Origin of the sequence: Oceanospirillum beijerinckii DSM 7166 (genome assembly GCF_000422425.1) — a bacterium.
Taxonomy (GTDB): domain Bacteria; phylum Pseudomonadota; class Gammaproteobacteria; order Pseudomonadales; family Halomonadaceae; genus Oceanospirillum; species Oceanospirillum beijerinckii.
The window spans coordinates 15364-33026 of the sequence record NZ_AULT01000028.1 but is presented as its reverse complement, the minus strand read 5'-3'; the positions used below and the strand labels follow the sequence as shown (position 1 = coordinate 33026).

The following is a 17663-nucleotide window of genomic DNA, read 5'->3' as shown; positions in this document are numbered from 1 at the left end:
TGAGCCCAATAGCTTCGGCGCTATGCTGAGCAAAATGACGTATAAGAAGAAAGGTAGAGATTAATGCCAGAGTTTCCATTACCTGTTTTAGGTTTTGCCGCCTTTAGTGGTACAGGTAAAACAACATTGCTGAAACAGCTGTTACCAGTGCTGAAACAGCAGGGAATTCGGGTGGCAGTGGTGAAACACGCCCACCACAACTTTGAGACCGATAAGCCAGGCAAGGACAGCTATGAGCTACGTAAGTCTGGGGCTGCACCTATGCTGATCACTTCCAGCCAGCGTATGGCGATGATGATGGATTTTGATGAGGTAAAAGATCCCTCTTTGACGGAGATGATCGACTATCTACCACTGCATAAACTGGATTGTGTATTGGTCGAGGGGTTTAAGCATGTGCCTTTCAATAAGATTGAGCTGCATCGCCCTGTGATGGAAAAAGAGGTGTTAGCGCTGAGTGATCCAAATATTATCGCTATTGCGACCGATGATATCGAGAAAGTGAGCAGTGTTAAGCCTGAACTGCCCCACTTGGATCTGAACAATATTACTGAGCTGGCTGATTTTGTCTGTACTGAAGTTGAACGCCAAAAGCAGCTGTTAGCGACGGGTAAGCAGGCAGCCGGTTCAAATGCCTCTGGAGCAGAGCTATGAATCAATCCATCAGTTGTTTTGATGCTCCGGCACAGATGAGCGTTGAGCAGGGAAAACAGGCCTTGCTTGATGAGATGCAGCCTATTACTGAACATCAGTTTTGTTCGATTGAACAGCTGGTCGGTAAAGTCCTGGCAGAAGATATTATTTCACCGGTAAATGTACCGGCCCAGACCAATTCAGCGATGGACGGTTTTGCGATTCACCTACCCAATCGTAAACCAAGCCTGGGTAATGAGATAAGCCTGCCCTATCCCAGTGAATACAAACTGGTGGGGCAAGCTTTAGCTGGACATGGTTTTGACGCTGAGCTGGCCGAGGGTGAGGCGGTGATGATCACAACAGGTGCGCCTTTACCTTCTGGTGCAAATACTGTTGTGATGAAAGAGTTTGTTAATGTTGCAGAGGGTTTTATCAAGCTGCAGCGCCCCGATGCAGTAGCGTTGAATGATAATATTCGTCAGGCTGGTGAAGATTTAGCTCAAGGCAGTTTAGCGCTGAGTAAGGGTACACGCATTTTTGCTCAGCATCAGGGCTTGTTAGCTTCTCTGGGGTTCAGTGAAGTCAAAGTGATACGCCCACTTAAGGTTGCCTTGTTTTCCACTGGTGATGAGGTGGTCGCGCGGGGGCAGCCTCTGCCAAAAAACAGCATTTATGATACCAATCGTTTTACTCTGCAAGGACTGCTAAATGGCTTGCAATGCGATATTACCGATTTGGGCATTATTCAGGATGACGAAACCAGTTTGGTTAATACCCTGTCTAAAGCGGCAGAAAATCATGATGTAGTGATCTCTTCCGGTGGTGTTTCCGTTGGTGATGCAGATTACATCAAATCAGCATTGGCCCAGGTGGGGGAGATCGGTTTTTGGCGTTTAAATATTCGCCCCGGTAGACCTTTTGCTTTTGGCCGCTTGGGTAAAGATGAGCAAAAAGCACTGTTTTTTGGTTTGCCGGGGAATCCCGTCGCAGTGATGGTGACTTTTTTGCAACTGGCGCAGCCTGCATTGCGTAAGTTAGCCGGTGAGAGCCGTTGGCAACTGACTCCTATTCCTGCACTTGCCCAGGAAACGATGCGCAGCCGTCAGGGGCGTACTGATTTTCATCGCGGTATTTTTTCCGTGGATGCCAGTGGTCAGCTTGTGGTGCGGACAACCGGAAGTCAGGGCTCTGGTATTTTGCGCTCCATGGTTGAGGCCAACTGTTTGATTGAGATTCCTGATGAACAACAGGGCATTCGGGCGGGTGAGAAGGTGATGATTCAGCCTTTCTCGGACCTGATTTAGTCTGATTCAGCGTGTACAGTGCAAGCGCATTGGAATTGAATAAGTTGAGATTAAAGCTGTTTTGGTCTCTTTATGTGTCGATCAACGCAGCTTAAAAATAACGATAAAGAGAATAAAGAATGAGTGATCAGCTGTTAACCCCAGGCTTTACCCATCTGGATGATGAAGGTCATGCCAGTATGGTGGATGTGACGGAAAAAGCCGTGACTCAACGAGAAGCTGTTGCCGAAGCGTATGTGCAGATGCAGCCTGAAACTCTGCAGTTAATTGTGTCTGGTGGACATAAAAAAGGTGACGTACTGGCTGTGGCTCGCATTGCTGGTATTCAAGCAGCTAAACGTACCAGTGATTTGATCCCTCTGTGCCACCCTTTAATGCTGACTAAGGTGGGTGTTGAGCTCACTCCTGAGCCAGAGCGTGATCGCATTCGTATCGAAGCGATCTGTAAGCTGGCGGGGCAGACTGGTGTTGAGATGGAAGCGCTTACTGCAGCTTCTGTTGCGGCACTCACCTTATACGATATGTGTAAAGCCGTGGATAAAACCATGGTGATCTCAGGTACAAAAGTGCTGGAGAAAAAAGGTGGTAAGTCCGGCCATTGGGTGCTGGAGAGTGATTCCTCTGCGCCTGTAGAAGAGAGAAAAACTCAACCTGCTGTCACATCAGTACTTCCACAAGAGATCTTCGAGCCTGAAGTAAGAAAAGGTTCACCAACCATTCAGGTCAAGTTCTTTGCTCAGCTCAGGGAGCAGGTCGGTATGGACGAATACCAAGTGCCGATGAACCAGCTGGAAAAATATACCGTGGCTGGTGTGAAGCAGTGGTTGCTGGCACAGCACCCTAATTGGGATACCTTTCTGACTCAGAAAAGCCTGCTGACAGCGGTTAATCAGAATATGGTCAAAGGTGATGCAGGTATTAATGAAGGGGATGAACTTGCCTTTTTCCCACCGGTAACAGGGGGATAAGTTGTGAGTCGTTTCAGTGTTTCTGTCCAAAGTGAAAGTTTTGATATTGGCCAGATCAGTGCCGATATCAGTGAGGGCCGCACCGATATCGGGGCTATTGTAAGTTTTACGGGTTTGGTGCGGGATTTCAATGAAAAGCCCGATGTGACGGCATTGACGCTGGAGCATTATCCGGGAATGACGGAATCCGCCCTGGATAATATTATCCAGCAGGCTTGCGAACGCTGGCCTTTACAGGATGTGCGGGTGATTCATCGGGTTGGGCGTTTAACACCAGGTGATCCTATTGTCTTGGTGGTGACTGCTTCGGCTCATCGTCTGGCGGCTTTTGATGCCTGTGCTTTCATTATGGATTACCTGAAAACCCAAGCGCCATTTTGGAAAAAAGAGAACACGGATTATGGTGATTACTGGGTTAGTGCCAGGGAGTCAGACCAGAATGCCGCTGCTCGTTGGGTAGAAAACACTGAAACAACGGAACACGTCAATAGCAAGGCTCAGGAGGTGAATCATGAATCGGCCTGAGCTTTTTGATCCTGCGCAGACAAGTGATCAAAAGACCAGCATTAAAGCTGCTGAGCTAGATCAATCCTTAGTGGTAAAAGATGACACAGGTCGTGATATTTTGGTGGATCGTTTTGGCCGCCAAGTGACTTATTTACGCATATCCGTAACGGATCGCTGTGATTTTCGCTGCGTTTACTGTATGAGTGAAAATATGACCTTCCTGCCCAGAGCTCAGGTTCTGGAGTTGGAAGAGTTAGCATTGATCGCGCAGGCTTTTGCAGAGCTGGGTACGCGTAAAATTCGTTTAACCGGTGGTGAGCCTTTGGTTAGACGTAATATTATGCAGCTAATTGAACATATTGGCGGTATGGAGCAAATTCACGATTTTGCGATTACTACCAATGGTTCTCAGCTGGAATCAAAAGCCTATGATTTGCAGGAAGCGGGCCTGGATCGTATTAATATCAGTCTGGATTCACTGCAGGAAGATCGATTTCGCAGTTTGACCCGTACCGGAAATCTGCAGCAGGTGATCAAAGGCATTGATGCTGCGGCCAGGCAAGGCTTTAAACGTATTAAGCTCAATGCAGTCGTGCTTAAAGGTCGGAATGATGATGAGATCTTGCCGCTGTTAGAGTTTGCGATCGAACGCGGTATCGATATCAGTTACATTGAAGAGATGCCTCTGGGGCAGATCAGTGAGCATAAACGGGAAGAGACGTACTGTTCCAGTGATGAAGTACGTGAGGTGATTGAGCAACGTTACAAATTGGTACCTACTACCGAAAATACTCAAGGGCCATCCCGTTATTATCAGATTCCAGGTTTAGCCACACGTGTGGGCTTTATTTCACCTCATAGCCATAACTTTTGCGATACCTGCAACAGAGTGCGTTTAACGGCTGAAGGGCGTTTGCTGCTGTGTTTAGGGAATGAGCACTCCGTTGATCTAAGAGCTATTTTGAGAGCTAATCCAGGCGAGATCGAACCGGTTAAACAAGCCATTATTCAAGCGATGGATCTTAAACCTGAGCGCCATCACTTTAGTACCGATGGCGATGTGCAAGTGTTGCGCTTTATGAATATGACAGGGGGTTAATGGCTCCTTGTCATTATTATCATTACTAATCAATCCTATAGAGTATTAGCCTTATCCTACCCTGATGTTATTTAGCCTTTACGGCCTTATGTAATATTCTGTAATTGAGTGTAATACTCTCAATAGAGCCCCGGTATTAGCATTTCATCGTTGACCTCTTCAACGCTCTGAACCTCTTTCTTGATGGATAAGGATTATCATGAAAATCAAATTACCGGCAAAGTTCTGGCTGCCCGTCATGCTGTCAGCAACACTGCATGCTCATGCTGGCGAAAACTCAACCACCAGCTCTACTCCTTCCGATACTCATTGTAAGGCTGATGCCAGTTGGTTCCCTCATAGTCAGACTCCAATCCCTGATGGTCGTGATTTCGATGGTAAAACTAACTGTGAATTTCACCGCTGGGCCTGGCAAACATTTTTATGGCTAACACAGAAAGATAAAAACGGCGAACCCGTTTTCGTCAATATGCAGTCACCTTATGATGTATTGGGTATGGAAGACCGTGAGAGCCTACAGCCAGTATTGAATAAATCCCAAACACCTCACTCTATGGATGAGTATTTACAAGCGGGAACTGAAGGAATAATGATCGATCAGAATGGTCGGGCAATTTATTACAATCAGTATCTAAATGATGAGTTTGTTACCTTTATTAATGAGAAAAAACTGACAGATCCTCAGAGTGTGCAAAAACTTGATCCTGAAACGGAGTTCCCTGTTGATGCTATTGAGCTGAAAGCATCCTGGAAAATAGTGGAGGAGGGTGAAGACGCTTCTGATTTCTTCACCATGAAGTCTTCTGTTTATAAGCTGGTAAACAAAAACGGTAAGATTATCGTTGATAATACCCAGAAAATTGATGTCACTCTGGCAATGGTTGGTTTCCATATCGGTGGCGTGGTAAAAGGCCATCCTGAGATGATCTGGGCGACTTTTGAGCATAAAGATAACGCTCCAGATGTTCTTGCCAAAGGTATACGCACAGAGGTAGAGCCAGATACAGTCGTGTCAGATAAAGACTGGACTTTTTATAAAGCAGGTACCCCCTTCTATGCCTGTAATGTCAATCCTGCCAACTCGCCATCATTAGTCCTGAATGAAGAACAGCAAACATTATCTCCCATTACCCAGGTATGTCGACAGTATGCTTACGGTAATGACCCAAGCCAGACGGACTTTTCAGTACCAACCAATATTAAAGTGATTCAGCAACTGAATAAGAGCGTGCTGGCGAATCTGGATAAGAGTGACGTCTGGTCAAACTATTTTGAAGTAGGTGCTATCTGGTTTAAAGGTGCTAATCGCTTAAAACCGGGCATGGATCTGGCCGAGGATACAGATTCTAATTATCCTGTGGGCTCACCAAAACACCAGTTGTTGATTGGTTCTCTGAAATTGTCCAACTCAACCATAGAAACCTTTACCCAGCGGGCCAATACGATGGACAACTGCTTCCGTTGTCATAACACTCAGTATCGCCTGCCACCATCCGGTAATACAGATCTTCAGCCACTTAAAGCAACCAATCTGAATATCAGCCATGCGTTTATGAATATCTACTTCTGGTCCCAGGAGATGCAGCTGAGAGACAAGTAGTCAACTCTGAGCGCTTAGGACAAAAATTCACGCATTAACTTTGATTTTTCAGTAATGAATTCAGATTAGAGAGTATATAACGATGACTGAAACAATTTTTCGTGTTCATCCGGCGATTAACTTTGCACGGGTAGGTAACAGTCCCGAGTATTACATTGCCCCGGAAACCGCTGCTGGTGAAGTAATTGATGAAAACACGGGTTTATTTGGCGGCTTGCCAACCAAGCCGGGTACTGAAAATACCCCGATCACAGCTGAAGACTTCCGTGATGCTAAAGGTCAGGTAAAGCGTCAGGCTGCACGTTTTAAGATTTTTGCTTACGATCAGCTACAAAATAGTTACCCATCGGAAGATCCGGGTCGTGAAGTTAAGATCGGTGATCAGGTGGGTGGCAAAACCATTAAAGATATTATTTGGATGGTGCATCTGGCTAACAAGAAAAATAATAACTACCAGATTGCCAGCCCGATTAAAGACAGTTCAGGTAAGGTGATCGGTGAAGAAGAGGGGGTTGCCCCATACGAAAATGGTAATACCCCGCCGATCCGCAATCCGAGTTATGGTCCAGAGCTAGGTGCTCCAGAGCGGCTTAGGAAACTGGTGATTGATGCCGGTCCACGTACAATTGTATCGTCTGCTGCTTCTGATCAGGTGGTGGACTTTAACAGGAATACGCAGGCGAGCCATATTGGACAAAATGGTGTTGTTCAGCCCGTGGCTGATTACCCTATAAGTTTCCCAGGTGATCATTTTGAAAATGTTAATACTAAGAATGGCACCATAGAAACTTTGGGCGAGCTGCAGATTGAAGAGGGCAGTGGACGTCTGATAGTGACCGGCGGCTACGGTAATACCTTTGCTTTTAAGGATGCAGACGGCAAAGACCCTAAATTAGATCACGCGATTGATAATGATGGGTGGTTTGATGATGTATCAGATGGGCCTGTGAATGCTACTGTAGTCTTTGATGATGGCTCAACCAGTGATGTCGTTGCAGGCTGGTTTGTCTGTACTGACCCTTCCTACGCACCACAAACCCGTAATGTAGTCTCCACCTGGGATGATATGTTCAGTGCTTGGGTTGAGGAGTTGGATCTGATTCCAAGTTTGTTCAAAGACGGAAAGTATCAGACGGACTATAAGTCGGCTTTCTACGCAGATGTTCTGCCTGTATTCCATGGTGCGTTTTTGCAGCGTTGGAACACTAACCTACCAGGTAAAGGCGTGAGTGGGCATAATTGGGTGGCCCAGATTAAGCCCGCAGATGATCCAAAAGCTAAAATTCCAAACTTTGATGCCTTGATTCGTGACCCTAATGACCCTAAGCAAGATGGTCAGGGAGTAAAAATGCCTTTGGCACTGGGCGATGCGCAGAGAAGCTTTTTGTCGTTGTCCCGTACACAGTATTTCTTATTGAAGCAGTGGTATGAAGGCCAGAGCGAGCCTTACGGTCCTGTATTAGGTGAAGGTGAGAAGCTGGACCGGGTTGTACTGCTAAACTGTTTGGGTGGCCGTTTCTCTCCAGGTATTGATCTCACCTTTATTGTACGTGATGTAAATCTGTTTAATCAGAACTGGCGCGGTGAAACCGGTCCTTTCCGTATTAACCTGCAGGCTATGGATTACAGTACCGCAACCCAAGCTAAGCCATTCCTTCAGGAGGGGTATGTGCCTCTGCGTAATGCTCCGGTGGAACCTGGTGATCTGAGCAAATTTATGTCTCAGCCATGGCATACCGATTACAACAGTTGTGCGGTACACGAACCATCACCGAACCCGGAATATAACAATACGCTGTATTGGTCATGGCCGGCTCAACGTCCTGTTCAGGTGCATCCGGTAGGTCTTTGTACCTATGATGAGGAAAATAAAGTCTGGAATTTGGGTGGGCAGCTATTCAGTGTGCGTGGTGATGGGGAAGGTGAAGAAAACTTAACCCATACCTATCTGCCTCAGAATGTCGGTCGTTACCAGAACTATATGGATTTCCTGGAAAACTGGCACCGAACCGGTTTTATTATTCAGGGTATTCAGATTGCGGATGAACATGGCGGTAACTATGGCCAGGATAAGTTCCTGGAGGTGGCTAGCCAGTTCAAAGGCCCTGGTGATGTTGTTCAGCCCTGGCCGACCGCAGCATTGAATGCTGATGATGACTGATCTTAATACCGCTGCACGGCATATCAGTGCCGAACAGCAAGCACCGCTGACCATCGCCATTATTGGCGGTGGCCCAGCGGGCCTTGCCTCGGCGATCTTTCTGCGGAGTAAATTGTCAGCGGATTGCTCTATTCTGTTATTTGATAGTCAGAAAGAAGACAAACTCAAGGTGGGAGAGAGCATTCCTCCTGCAGCCACGCCTGTATTAAGAAAACTATTTGGTGAGCAGCTCAAGTCTATATTTGCTGAACATCTGGAGTGCCCCGGTAGTATCTCTCTCTGGGGCAGTGATACGCCGGGCCATAACGACTTTATCTTTGAGTTGGACGGCGCAGGTTACCATCTAAACCGCACACTTTTCGAACAGCAGTTAAAACAGCGAGTGCTATCGGCTGGTGTTGTTTGTCATGATCAATACCGCCTGTGCAATATAGAGCCAAACAACTCTGGTTTTACACTGGAGTTCGCCACCGCAGAAGGCAATCAACAATGGGATGCCGATTTTGTAGTGGATGCCTCTGGAGCTGGCTCATTTTTTACCCGCAAGTTAGGTGTGGCACGTAACATCTTAGATTCGGTACTGTTTCTATGTGCTGAATTTGATCTGCCTGACAGCATTGATATGCTCGATCATACTCTGGTCGAAGCGGTTTCTGATGGCTGGTGGTATTCCGCTCGTTTGCCACACAATAGATTAATGGTCACTTTTTGTACTGATGCTGAACATGTAAAACTCAGTGCCTGTGATCAGGCAGAATTCTGGTTGGAAAAGCTCAAGCAAACAAGTTGGTTGCAGAGTCGCATACCTATGGCAGAGATAGCTGAGCAGATGAGTGAAACCACTATTATCACCCGTGCGGCCACCTCTTTTATTATGTCTAATGTTATTGGTGAGCGTTGGTTGGCGGTAGGTGATGCAGCTTGTGGCTTTGATCCTATCTCTTCTGCAGGAATCACCAAAGCCTTGTTGCAGAGCGAACGGGCGAGTAGTGCAATCTCTGAGTGGGCAGGGGGAAGTATGGATGCTTTATCCGGTTATCAGGATCAGGTATTTAATGATTTTAACCAGTATGTTGGGTTACGCTCTCAGCTTTATGCCAGTGAAACGCGTTTTGCCGGTCAGCGTTATTGGTCGCAACGTGTTTTCTGATCGGGGCTTAATGGGTTAAGCATAAGGGTTCCAGATAATTTCAAGGTTATCTGGAGGTTACCTCTTGGCAGGTATCGTGAGGGTGATATTATTTGGCGAGTGTTTTAGCGGGGTCGGTATTGATAGCTTGGATGATGTTTTTGGTCACGGTTAACCCTCATTTCCGGCCGGATATTGACCACATAAATTCTTCCCGTAAAAATACAAACCTCAGGAGGAGGTCAAAATGAAAGGACTTTACGCAGATTTAACCAAGCTCACCAATCGCCATGGCACTAAAGGTCTCGTGCTGCTAATCCTGCTGCACTTTGGTTGCTATACCTTGCTCACTGATCTGGTATCTCTCTTTATCGATGCATCGCCCTTTGTCAATACCTGGGCAGTGCTGATCTTTTCCTGTGCAATGGTCGCAGCAGAGGTCAGAATTGGAAATCAGTCAAATTTTGAAAAGCAGTAAAAGTGATTGAGGCTTAAACCAAAAAGGCACCTGCTTTAAAGCCAGGTGCCTTTTGCTTCTAATGCGATAAAGCAATCAAAAGTGGATTATGTCCAGCGCTCTGCAAACAGAGGCTTAGGATTATCCAATGCCGCTTGATAAGAGTAAGAGAACGGCTTCAGTGACCTCAGTGCCTCTTCGATGTTCTTATCAGCGCGTAGGGCGAAGCTGTTAAAGCCGCAGCGGCCCATGGCATACAGCTGATCCTGCAGTACATCACCTACCGCGCGCAGTTCGTTGGTAAAACCAAAACGATCACGCAGCTGGCGGCCCAGGGTGTAACCACGACCATCAGTAAATACCGGGAAATCTACCGCGACAACATCCAGCTCTTGCAGTTTGTTGGCTTGCTCGTCGAATACGGTGTCGTTTGGAACCCAAACACCTACTGCTTCAAAAGCAGTCGCATCAAACTCACCAGACAGCCACAGCGGGTAAGGCAGCAGTACTTTACCGGAGGCTGGCAGCTCATCTTCCAGGCCAACCAGTTGCCACTGATCTTCTACAATCTCGCCGTTCAGGATGATCTTAGGCATATACCGCCTCCTTAAATTTCTGTTGGCCAATACGGTGGTAAGCTTCTACAAAGGTTTCGCCTTCAATGCGGTTGTCAACGTAAACCTTCATTACGGTTTCGATCGCGTCGGCAACACGTTCCAGTTTCAGTGCAGGGCCTAAGATCTTACCGATGTTAGCGTCTGTACCTGAGCGACCGCCCAGTGACAGCTGGTAGAACTCTTCACCTTTACGGTCTACACCCAGCAGGCCGATGTTGCCGACGTGGTGGTGACCACAGGCATTCATACAACCAGAGAAATTAAACTCTATCTCACCCAGGTCGTACAGGTAATCCAGATCGTCGAAACGGCTCTGAATCTCTTCTGCTACCGGGATGGAGCGTGCATTTGCCAGGTTACAGAAGTCACCGCCAGGGCAGCAGATCATATCGGTCAGTTTACCGATATTCGGCGTGGCCAGGCCATTTTCTTCCAGGATCTGCCATAGGGTAAACAGATCGGCTTTTTTCACATCAGACAGTACGATGTTCTGGTGATGGCTGATGCGCAGTTCACCGTAGCTGTATTTCTCAGCCAGATCTGCAACCAGATCCATTTGAGCATCTGTAATATCACCTGGGGGGACGCCGGTCTTCTTCAGCGAGATCGTTACCGCCACATAACCGTCTTGCTTGTGCGCAACGGTATTGTTGGTCACAAAGCGAGAGAAAGCTTTGTTGTCAGCACGTTGCTGTTCAAAGTCACCTTCGCTTGGAGAAACTTCGTAATCCGGATCGATAAAGAAACTTTGAGCTTTAGTCATTGCCGCTTCGGTCAAAGTCGATGGACCATCGATCAGGTGTTCCCACTCGGCTTCAACACGCTCGGCGATCTCTTCGATACCCAGCGCTTTTACCATGATCTTAATACGGGCTTTGTACTTGTTATCACGGCGACCAAACTGGTTGTAAACACGCAGAATCGCTTCCAGATAGGTCAGTAGGTGTTTCGCTGGCAAGTTTTCACGTACCAGATCACCGATCATAGGCGTACGGCCCAGACCGCCACCGACGTATACGTCAAAGCCGATACTGCCGTCTTCATTTTTAACCAGTTGCAAGCCGATATCGTGTACACGAATCGCCGCGCGGTCATTTGCAGACGCACAAATAGCGATCTTGAACTTACGTGGCAGGAAGTGGAATTCAGGGTGGAAAGTAGACCACTGACGAATCACCTCACACCAAGGGCGCGGATCTGTCACTTCATCGCGGGCCACACCGGCAAACTCATCGGTTGTGGTGTTGCGGATGGTGTTACCGCTGGTCTGAATAGCGTGCATTTCAACGGTTGCCAGCTCTTCCAGAATATCCGGGGTGTCTTCCAGTTTAGGCCAGTTGAATTGTACGTTCTGACGCGTTGTGAAGTGGGCATAACCTTTGTCGTAAGTACGAGCAATGTGCGCCAGTTTGCGCATCTGTTCAGCACGTAACATGCCATACGGAATCGCGACACGCAGCATAGGTGCATGACGTTGAATATAGATACCGTTTTGAAGACGCAGAGGCAGGTACTCCAGCTCTTCCAGTTTACCGTCCAGATAACGTTGTGTCTGGTCCCTGTGTTGGGCCACACGCTCTGCAATTAACTTATGATCGTAATCGTCGTACTTGTACATTCTTTTTCCTACGACTAGGTAGCTTTAACCACGGTTTGGCTGCGCGAAAACGAATAATGGCAGCTTGAATGAGGGCAAGATATCAGTCTTGCCTTATAATTAAAATGAATTTATATCTATATATTTATTTCAAAATAGAATAATAAATAACGATGCTTTAGCTCGAAAATGTCAGGAGGTCAGCGTCCAGGCTTTTACCCGCCACAGCCAGATAAAGGTGCAGGCATTTAAGGCGCGATAGGCCAGTTGTACCGACCATATACCGACCAGGCCAAAACCCAGATAAGGCCCGAAAACAAAGGCCAGGGGCAGGAAAAATGCCCATTGCAGCGTAACCGACACCATCATCACCAGGCGGCTGGCTCCGGCTCCAAGCAGGGCCTGGGTCAGCACAATCGCGGCGGCGTCAATGATCACCATCACCGCGGTCAGTTGCAACAACGGAGCGCCATACTCTATACCCGAATTTTCGATAATGAATAGCGATAAAATCTCTTTAGGAAAAACTACCAGGGGAATAGCAATCAGGCAGAGCAGGACAACAGCTACTTTTACCACATCCAGCCCCCATTGTTGCGCTTCCAGATCTTTCTGTTGCCCCAGTGCTTTTCCTACCATGCTGGTAGCAGCCATGCCCAGGCCAACGGCTGGCAGAATCATCAATAGCGACAGGTTGACCAGTACATGACCAATAGCCAAGGATAAAGGCCCAATTAAGCCGATAATCCAGAACAGGCTCAGGTAGCCCATGGCAAATAGGGTTTGTTGCAAAGAATTAGGTAGAGATAGGGTTAATAGCCGCCAGCTAATAGGTAGATTGGGTAGGCGTCGCAGAAAACCCTGACGGTGGATCTTGCGCAGGGTATAGATCAGCCATGCCAAAGAACCTAAAAAGATAGAGATACAGGTGCCTAAACCTGCGCCTTCTACGCCTATAGCTGGCAGGCCCAGTTTGCCATAGATCAGGCAGTAGCTAATCAGAATATTGCTCAGGTGGATCAGCAGGATTATCTTCAGATAGACCCCGGAATGATGCATGCCATTCCAGTAGCCGCGAAAAGCGAGATTAATACCGACACCCAGTAGAGCGATAATACGCCACTCCAGATAGGGAATCGCCAGTTCCACCACTGCACCATTACTATTAAGTAACGATAATGCATATTCAATAAAGGGGTAGAAGAGGATGATAATTGGTAAACAGAGCAGAAATGCCAGGATCAAACCCGCATGCAGGGTATCCACTTGGGATTTTTTGCAGCCTGCACCAAAGTGAAAAGCCGTGGTGGATTGCACGCCTGACGATAAACCCAGAATCAACGCCGTAACCACAAACGCTGCATAACCGCCGATCCCTGCTGCTGCCAGAGAGGTGCTGCCCAAGGCTCCAACCATGGCGGAATCCACCAGATTGATCAAACTTTGAGAAAGCATACCGCCCATGATAGGGAGGGCGAGCTTTAAAATCGCTTTTAACCGATCCATGGGAGGAAATAGTCGGGTGCTAAGGGAGGTCGCCAAGGTGGTTATATCGTCCTGGAGTGTTGTGGGCTTTTTTACGCAAAAATCCCTCAATCCTAAGATATGAGGGATTCGTGCTTACTATACGACAAATGCTGTAGCGAGGTCTTTAGTGAAATCCGCTGCAGGCTGCTTTGTCCAGAGTCTTACTCTGCAACTGTTCAGGCTTTTACTCTGGATCGTAAGACAGGACCGACATCAGCCAGCGTTCCATCTCTTCAGTGCTTCTGCCTTTCGCTTCTGCCAGGTTTTCCACCTGATCCTTGTCGATCTTACCGGTACCAAAGTACTTCGCTTCCGGGTGGCCGAAGTACCAGCCACATACGGCTGCCGCTGGAGACATCGCCAGGCTGGAGGTCAGTTCCAGGCCGGTGTTCTCTGTGGCGTTCAGCAGTTTAAACAGCGTTTCCTTTTCTGTATGATCAGGGCAAGCCGGATAACCTGGAGCAGGGCGAATACCCTGATACTGCTCTTTAATCAGGGCTTCGTTTTCCAGTGCTTCATCAGCAGCATAACCCCAGAACTCTTTACGGGTGCGTTCATGCAGGTGTTCGGCAAAAGCTTCCGCCAAACGGTCCGCCAGGGCTTTAACCATAATGGAGTTATAGTCATCACCGGCCTCTTCATAGGATTTCGCCAGTTCATCTGCACCAATACCGGCGTTCACCGCAAAGCCACCGACATAATCGTTCAGGCCGGTGTCTTTTGGTGCGATATAATCAGCCAGGCTCAGGTTTGGCTTACCATCGGGTTTCGGCGTCTGTTGACGAATATGGTGGAAGCGAGAGATCACTTCAGAGCGACTCTCATCGGCATAAACCTCAACCACATCAGCATCCGTAGTATTGGCAGGCCACAGACCAATCACGCCACGTGCTTTAATCAGTTTCTCGTCTATGATCTTATTCAGCATCACCTTGGCATCTTCGAACAGGCTGCGAGCGGTTTCGCCAACCACTTCATCTTCCAGAATCGCCGGGAATTTACCCGCCAGATCCCAGGTCATAAAGAAGGGCATCCAGTCGATACGCTCTACCAGTTTTTCCAGCGGGTAATCGTCAAATACGGTGATGCCTTTTGCTTCGGGTGTCACCGGTGTGAAGTTATCCCAGTCCAGTTTTAGCCTATTAGCCGCTGCATTTTCGTAGCTGATACGATCCGCTTTAGCCCGACGGTTGGCGTTACGAATACGGGTCTCCTCGTATTCCTTGCGGCGACCGGCAATAAAGTCATCACGTAACTCGTCACTTAGCAGCTGACTAGCGACACCTACCGCACGGGAGGCATCGGTGACATAAATCACGGGGCCTTTTTTATACTGAGGGTCGATCTTAACCGCAGTGTGAGCCTTGGAGGTGGTTGCACCGCCAATCATCAGAGGGATGGTAAAGTTCTGACGTTCCATCTCTTTAGCGATATGCACCATCTCATCCAGAGACGGAGTGATCAGACCAGACAGGCCGATAATATCAGCGTTTTCTTCTTTGGCCACTTGCAGAATCTTCTCTGCCGGTACCATTACGCCCAGGTCGATTACTTCGTAGTTGTTACACTGCAGAACCACGCCCACGATGTTTTTACCGATATCGTGTACGTCGCCTTTAACGGTGGCCATAATGATCTTGCCGTTGCTTTCTACCGCACCGGATTTCTCCGCTTCAATAAAAGGCACCAGATGTGCAACAGCCTGTTTCATTACACGGGCGGATTTTACTACCTGTGGCAGGAACATCTTACCGGCACCAAACAGGTCGCCCACGACGTTCATACCATCCATCAGCGGGCCTTCGATCACCTGAATCGGACGGTCTGCTTCCAGACGGGCGGCTTCGGTATCTTCAACAATAAAGTTGGTAATGCCCTTAACCAGTGCATGTTCAATACGCTTATTAACCGGCCAGGAGCGCCACTCCTGATCCTCTTTTTTCTCTTCTGCGCCACTGCCACGGTACTTATCGGCAATTTCCAGCAGGCGATCTGTGCCGTCTTCACGACGGTTCAGGACTACATCTTCCACGTATTCGCGCAGTTCTTCAGGCAGATCATTATAAACCGCCAGCTGACTGGCGTTTACGATTCCCATGGTCATGCCTTCTTTAATGGCGTGGTACAAGAATACCGAGTGAATCGCTTCACGCACCGGGTTATTACCACGGAAAGAGAAAGACACGTTAGATACACCGCCAGACACCATGGCGTGCGGCAGGTTGTCGGTAATCCAGCGGGTGGCTTCAATAAAGTCAACGGCGTAGTTGTTATGCTCTTCAATACCGGTCGCTACCGCGAAGATATTAGGGTCGAAGATAATATCCTCTGCCGGGAAACCGATATCATTGACCAGTACGTCGTAGGAGCGCTTACAGATCTCAACTTTACGCTCAAAGGTATCTGCCTGACCTTCTTCATCAAAGGCCATCACAATAATGGCCGCTCCGTAGCGCATACACAGCTTGGCGTGATGACGGAAGGCTTCTTCACCCTCTTTCAGAGAGATAGAGTTAACGACAGGCTTACCCTGTACGCATTTCAGGCCCGCTTCAATGATCTCCCACTTAGAGGAGTCGATCATAATCGGCACTTTAGAGATTTCAGGCTCGGAGGCGACCAGATTCAGGAAAGTGACCATGGCAGACTGAGATTCCAGCATGCCTTCATCCATATTGATATCGATCACCTGAGCACCATTTTCCACCTGCTCCTGAGCCACTTCCAGTGCGGTATCGTAATCTTCTTCCACGATCAGGCGCTTAAAGCGGGCAGAACCGGTCACGTTGGTACGCTCACCCACGTTCACAAACAGGCTGTTTTTCTCAATGTTGAATGGCTCCAGACCACTCAGGCGACAAGCGGGTTCAATGGTCGGAATCTGACGCGGTTTGTGTTTGGCTACGGTTTTCGCGATCGCAGAGATATGTTCTGGCGAAGTACCGCAACAACCACCGATAATGTTTACAAAGCCACTGGCGGCAAATTCATCAATAATAGCCGCCATCTCTTTACCGGATTGGTCGTATTCACCAAACTCGTTCGGCAGGCCCGCATTCGGGTGCGCAGAAACATAGGTATCCGCTTTGTTAGACAGTTCTTCCAGATAAGGCCGCAGTTCAGTCGCACCCAGTGCACAGTTAAGGCCCACAGACAGTGGTTTGGCGTGACGAATCGAGTTCCAGAACGCTTCTGTGGTTTGGCCGGACAGGGTACGACCGGAGGCGTCGGTAATGGTGCCTGAGATCATAATCGGCAGTTCAATGCCCAGCTCTTCAAATACATCCTGTACCGCAAAGATGGCGGCTTTAGCGTTCAGGGTATCAAAAATGGTTTCGATCAGGATGATATCGGCACCGCCTTCGATCAGACCTTTTGTGGACTCGCGGTAGTTTTCTGCCAGGGTATCAAAATCGATATTACGGAAACCCGGATCGTTTACATCGGGAGACAGAGACGCGGTACGACTGGTTGGGCCTAAGACTCCGGCCACAAAACGTGGCTTTTCTGGCTCCTGCGCCGTTTTTTCATCCGCTGCTTCACGGGCAAGGCGCGCGGCTTCAACATTCAGTTCATAAACCAGTTCTTCCATGCCGTAGTCAGACTGAGACAGTTGGGTGGCATTAAAGGTGTTGGTTTCCAGAATATCGGCACCAGCATCCAGATAAGCCAGGTGCACGGCTTTAATCACGTCTGGACGGGTCAGCACTAACAGGTCGTTATTGCCCTGAATATCGGAGGGCCAGTCTTTAAAACGCTCACCACGGAAGTCTTCCTCGGTGAGTTTATAGCCCTGAATCATGGTGCCCATACCACCGTCCAGGATCAGGATTCGGTCTTGAATGGCTTGTTTCAGTGTGGCGATACGGGTATCCAAATTCATGCTCTTCGGGTCTCCGGTATTACAGAAGCAATAGGGTAATTAGTTGTTTTTTAGCGAATTTCACATTTTAGCAAAAAATGTAATGGATTAAGAGAATAGTTGCTTATAACGACATGAGAGCTTTGCATAATGAATTGAAATTCACTCATCATGCCCAGGTATAAGTTCCTGCAACGTC

Annotated in this window: 13 protein-coding genes; 9 read left to right on the top strand and 4 right to left on the bottom strand. The window is 48.1% G+C overall.

What is annotated here, in order from left to right; all coding sequences use genetic code 11:
* Window positions 1-63: 63 nt before the first annotated feature.
* The 9 genes from mobB (at window position 64) to H579_RS0109160 (ending at window position 9882) form a co-directional block, all read left to right on the top strand.
* Window positions 64-654, top strand: a complete 591-nt coding sequence (mobB, locus tag H579_RS25035) for a molybdopterin-guanine dinucleotide biosynthesis protein B (protein WP_051227485.1) — start codon at window positions 64-66, stop codon at window positions 652-654.
* Window positions 651-1940, top strand: coding sequence for a bifunctional molybdopterin-guanine dinucleotide biosynthesis adaptor protein MobB/molybdopterin molybdotransferase MoeA (locus tag H579_RS0109195; RefSeq protein ID WP_028300427.1), 1290 nt, complete (start codon window positions 651-653; stop codon window positions 1938-1940). Before mobB ends, H579_RS0109195 begins: the two co-directional genes overlap by 4 nt.
* Before the next feature lie 119 nt (window positions 1941-2059).
* A complete protein-coding gene (moaC, locus tag H579_RS0109190; RefSeq protein ID WP_028300426.1) occupies window positions 2060-2908 on the top strand; it encodes a cyclic pyranopterin monophosphate synthase MoaC in 849 nt (282 codons plus the stop codon).
* A gap of 3 nt (window positions 2909-2911) precedes the next feature.
* Window positions 2912-3433 carry a molybdopterin synthase catalytic subunit MoaE gene (gene moaE, locus H579_RS25030; protein WP_084624048.1) on the top strand — a complete coding sequence of 174 codons (522 nt, stop codon included), beginning with the start codon at window positions 2912-2914 and terminating at the stop codon, window positions 3431-3433.
* On the top strand, window positions 3420-4514 hold the full coding sequence (gene moaA, locus H579_RS0109180; RefSeq protein ID WP_084624047.1) for a GTP 3',8-cyclase MoaA: 1095 nt from the start codon (window positions 3420-3422) through the stop codon (window positions 4512-4514). The genes moaE and moaA overlap by 14 nt, the downstream gene beginning before the upstream one ends.
* Before the next feature lie 199 nt (window positions 4515-4713).
* Window positions 4714-6114, top strand: coding sequence for a hypothetical protein (locus H579_RS0109175; protein ID WP_102049317.1), 1401 nt, complete (start codon window positions 4714-4716; stop codon window positions 6112-6114).
* A gap of 82 nt (window positions 6115-6196) precedes the next feature.
* Window positions 6197-8275 carry a LodA/GoxA family CTQ-dependent oxidase gene (locus tag H579_RS0109170; protein ID WP_028300423.1) on the top strand — a complete coding sequence of 693 codons (2079 nt, stop codon included), beginning with the start codon at window positions 6197-6199 and terminating at the stop codon, window positions 8273-8275.
* Window positions 8259-9425, top strand: a complete 1167-nt coding sequence (locus H579_RS0109165; protein WP_028300422.1) for an NAD(P)/FAD-dependent oxidoreductase — start codon at window positions 8259-8261, stop codon at window positions 9423-9425. Before H579_RS0109170 ends, H579_RS0109165 begins: the two co-directional genes overlap by 17 nt.
* A gap of 226 nt (window positions 9426-9651) precedes the next feature.
* Window positions 9652-9882 carry a hypothetical protein gene (locus H579_RS0109160; protein ID WP_028300421.1) on the top strand — a complete coding sequence of 77 codons (231 nt, stop codon included), beginning with the start codon at window positions 9652-9654 and terminating at the stop codon, window positions 9880-9882.
* An 86-nt stretch (window positions 9883-9968) separates the two neighbouring features.
* Here H579_RS0109160 and H579_RS0109155 read toward each other — a convergent pair whose 3' ends face one another.
* From H579_RS0109155 to metH, 4 genes are all read right to left on the bottom strand, one after another.
* Complete coding sequence (locus H579_RS0109155) at window positions 9969-10457, bottom strand: DUF934 domain-containing protein (RefSeq protein ID WP_028300420.1); 489 nt, start codon at window positions 10455-10457, stop codon at window positions 9969-9971.
* Window positions 10450-12096: a nitrite/sulfite reductase gene (locus H579_RS0109150; protein WP_028300419.1), complete on the bottom strand. Its 1647-nt coding sequence runs from the start codon at window positions 12094-12096 to the stop codon at window positions 10450-10452. The genes H579_RS0109155 and H579_RS0109150 overlap by 8 nt, the downstream gene beginning before the upstream one ends.
* 171 nt (window positions 12097-12267) lie before the next feature.
* Window positions 12268-13581 (bottom strand): MATE family efflux transporter, encoded by a 1314-nt coding sequence (locus tag H579_RS0109145; protein WP_036565906.1) that lies wholly within the window; start codon window positions 13579-13581, stop codon window positions 12268-12270.
* A 205-nt stretch (window positions 13582-13786) separates the two neighbouring features.
* On the bottom strand, window positions 13787-17485 hold the full coding sequence (metH, locus tag H579_RS0109140; protein ID WP_028300417.1) for a methionine synthase: 3699 nt from the start codon (window positions 17483-17485) through the stop codon (window positions 13787-13789).
* Between the last annotated feature and the right edge of the window lie 178 nt (window positions 17486-17663).

What these genes read in the sequence shown, in the direction of transcription:
- mobB (WP_051227485.1), top strand. Translation starts at nt 64, where the DNA reads ATGCCAGAGTTTCCATTACCTGTTTTAGGTTTTGCCGCCTTTAGTGGT.
- H579_RS0109195 (WP_028300427.1), top strand. Translation starts at nt 651, where the DNA reads ATGAATCAATCCATCAGTTGTTTTGATGCTCCGGCACAGATGAGCGTT.
- moaC (WP_028300426.1), top strand. Translation starts at nt 2,060, where the DNA reads ATGAGTGATCAGCTGTTAACCCCAGGCTTTACCCATCTGGATGATGAA.
- moaA (WP_084624047.1), top strand. Translation starts at nt 3,420, where the DNA reads ATGAATCGGCCTGAGCTTTTTGATCCTGCGCAGACAAGTGATCAAAAG.
- H579_RS0109175 (WP_102049317.1), top strand. Translation starts at nt 4,714, where the DNA reads ATGAAAATCAAATTACCGGCAAAGTTCTGGCTGCCCGTCATGCTGTCA.
- H579_RS0109170 (WP_028300423.1), top strand. Translation starts at nt 6,197, where the DNA reads ATGACTGAAACAATTTTTCGTGTTCATCCGGCGATTAACTTTGCACGG.
- H579_RS0109165 (WP_028300422.1), top strand. Translation starts at nt 8,259, where the DNA reads ATGCTGATGATGACTGATCTTAATACCGCTGCACGGCATATCAGTGCC.
- H579_RS0109160 (WP_028300421.1), top strand. Translation starts at nt 9,652, where the DNA reads ATGAAAGGACTTTACGCAGATTTAACCAAGCTCACCAATCGCCATGGC.
- H579_RS0109155 (WP_028300420.1), bottom strand. Translation starts at nt 10,457, where the DNA reads ATGCCTAAGATCATCCTGAACGGCGAGATTGTAGAAGATCAGTGGCAA.
- H579_RS0109150 (WP_028300419.1), bottom strand. Translation starts at nt 12,096, where the DNA reads ATGTACAAGTACGACGATTACGATCATAAGTTAATTGCAGAGCGTGTG.
- H579_RS0109145 (WP_036565906.1), bottom strand. Translation starts at nt 13,581, where the DNA reads ATGGATCGGTTAAAAGCGATTTTAAAGCTCGCCCTCCCTATCATGGGC.
- metH (WP_028300417.1), bottom strand. Translation starts at nt 17,485, where the DNA reads ATGAATTTGGATACCCGTATCGCCACACTGAAACAAGCCATTCAAGAC.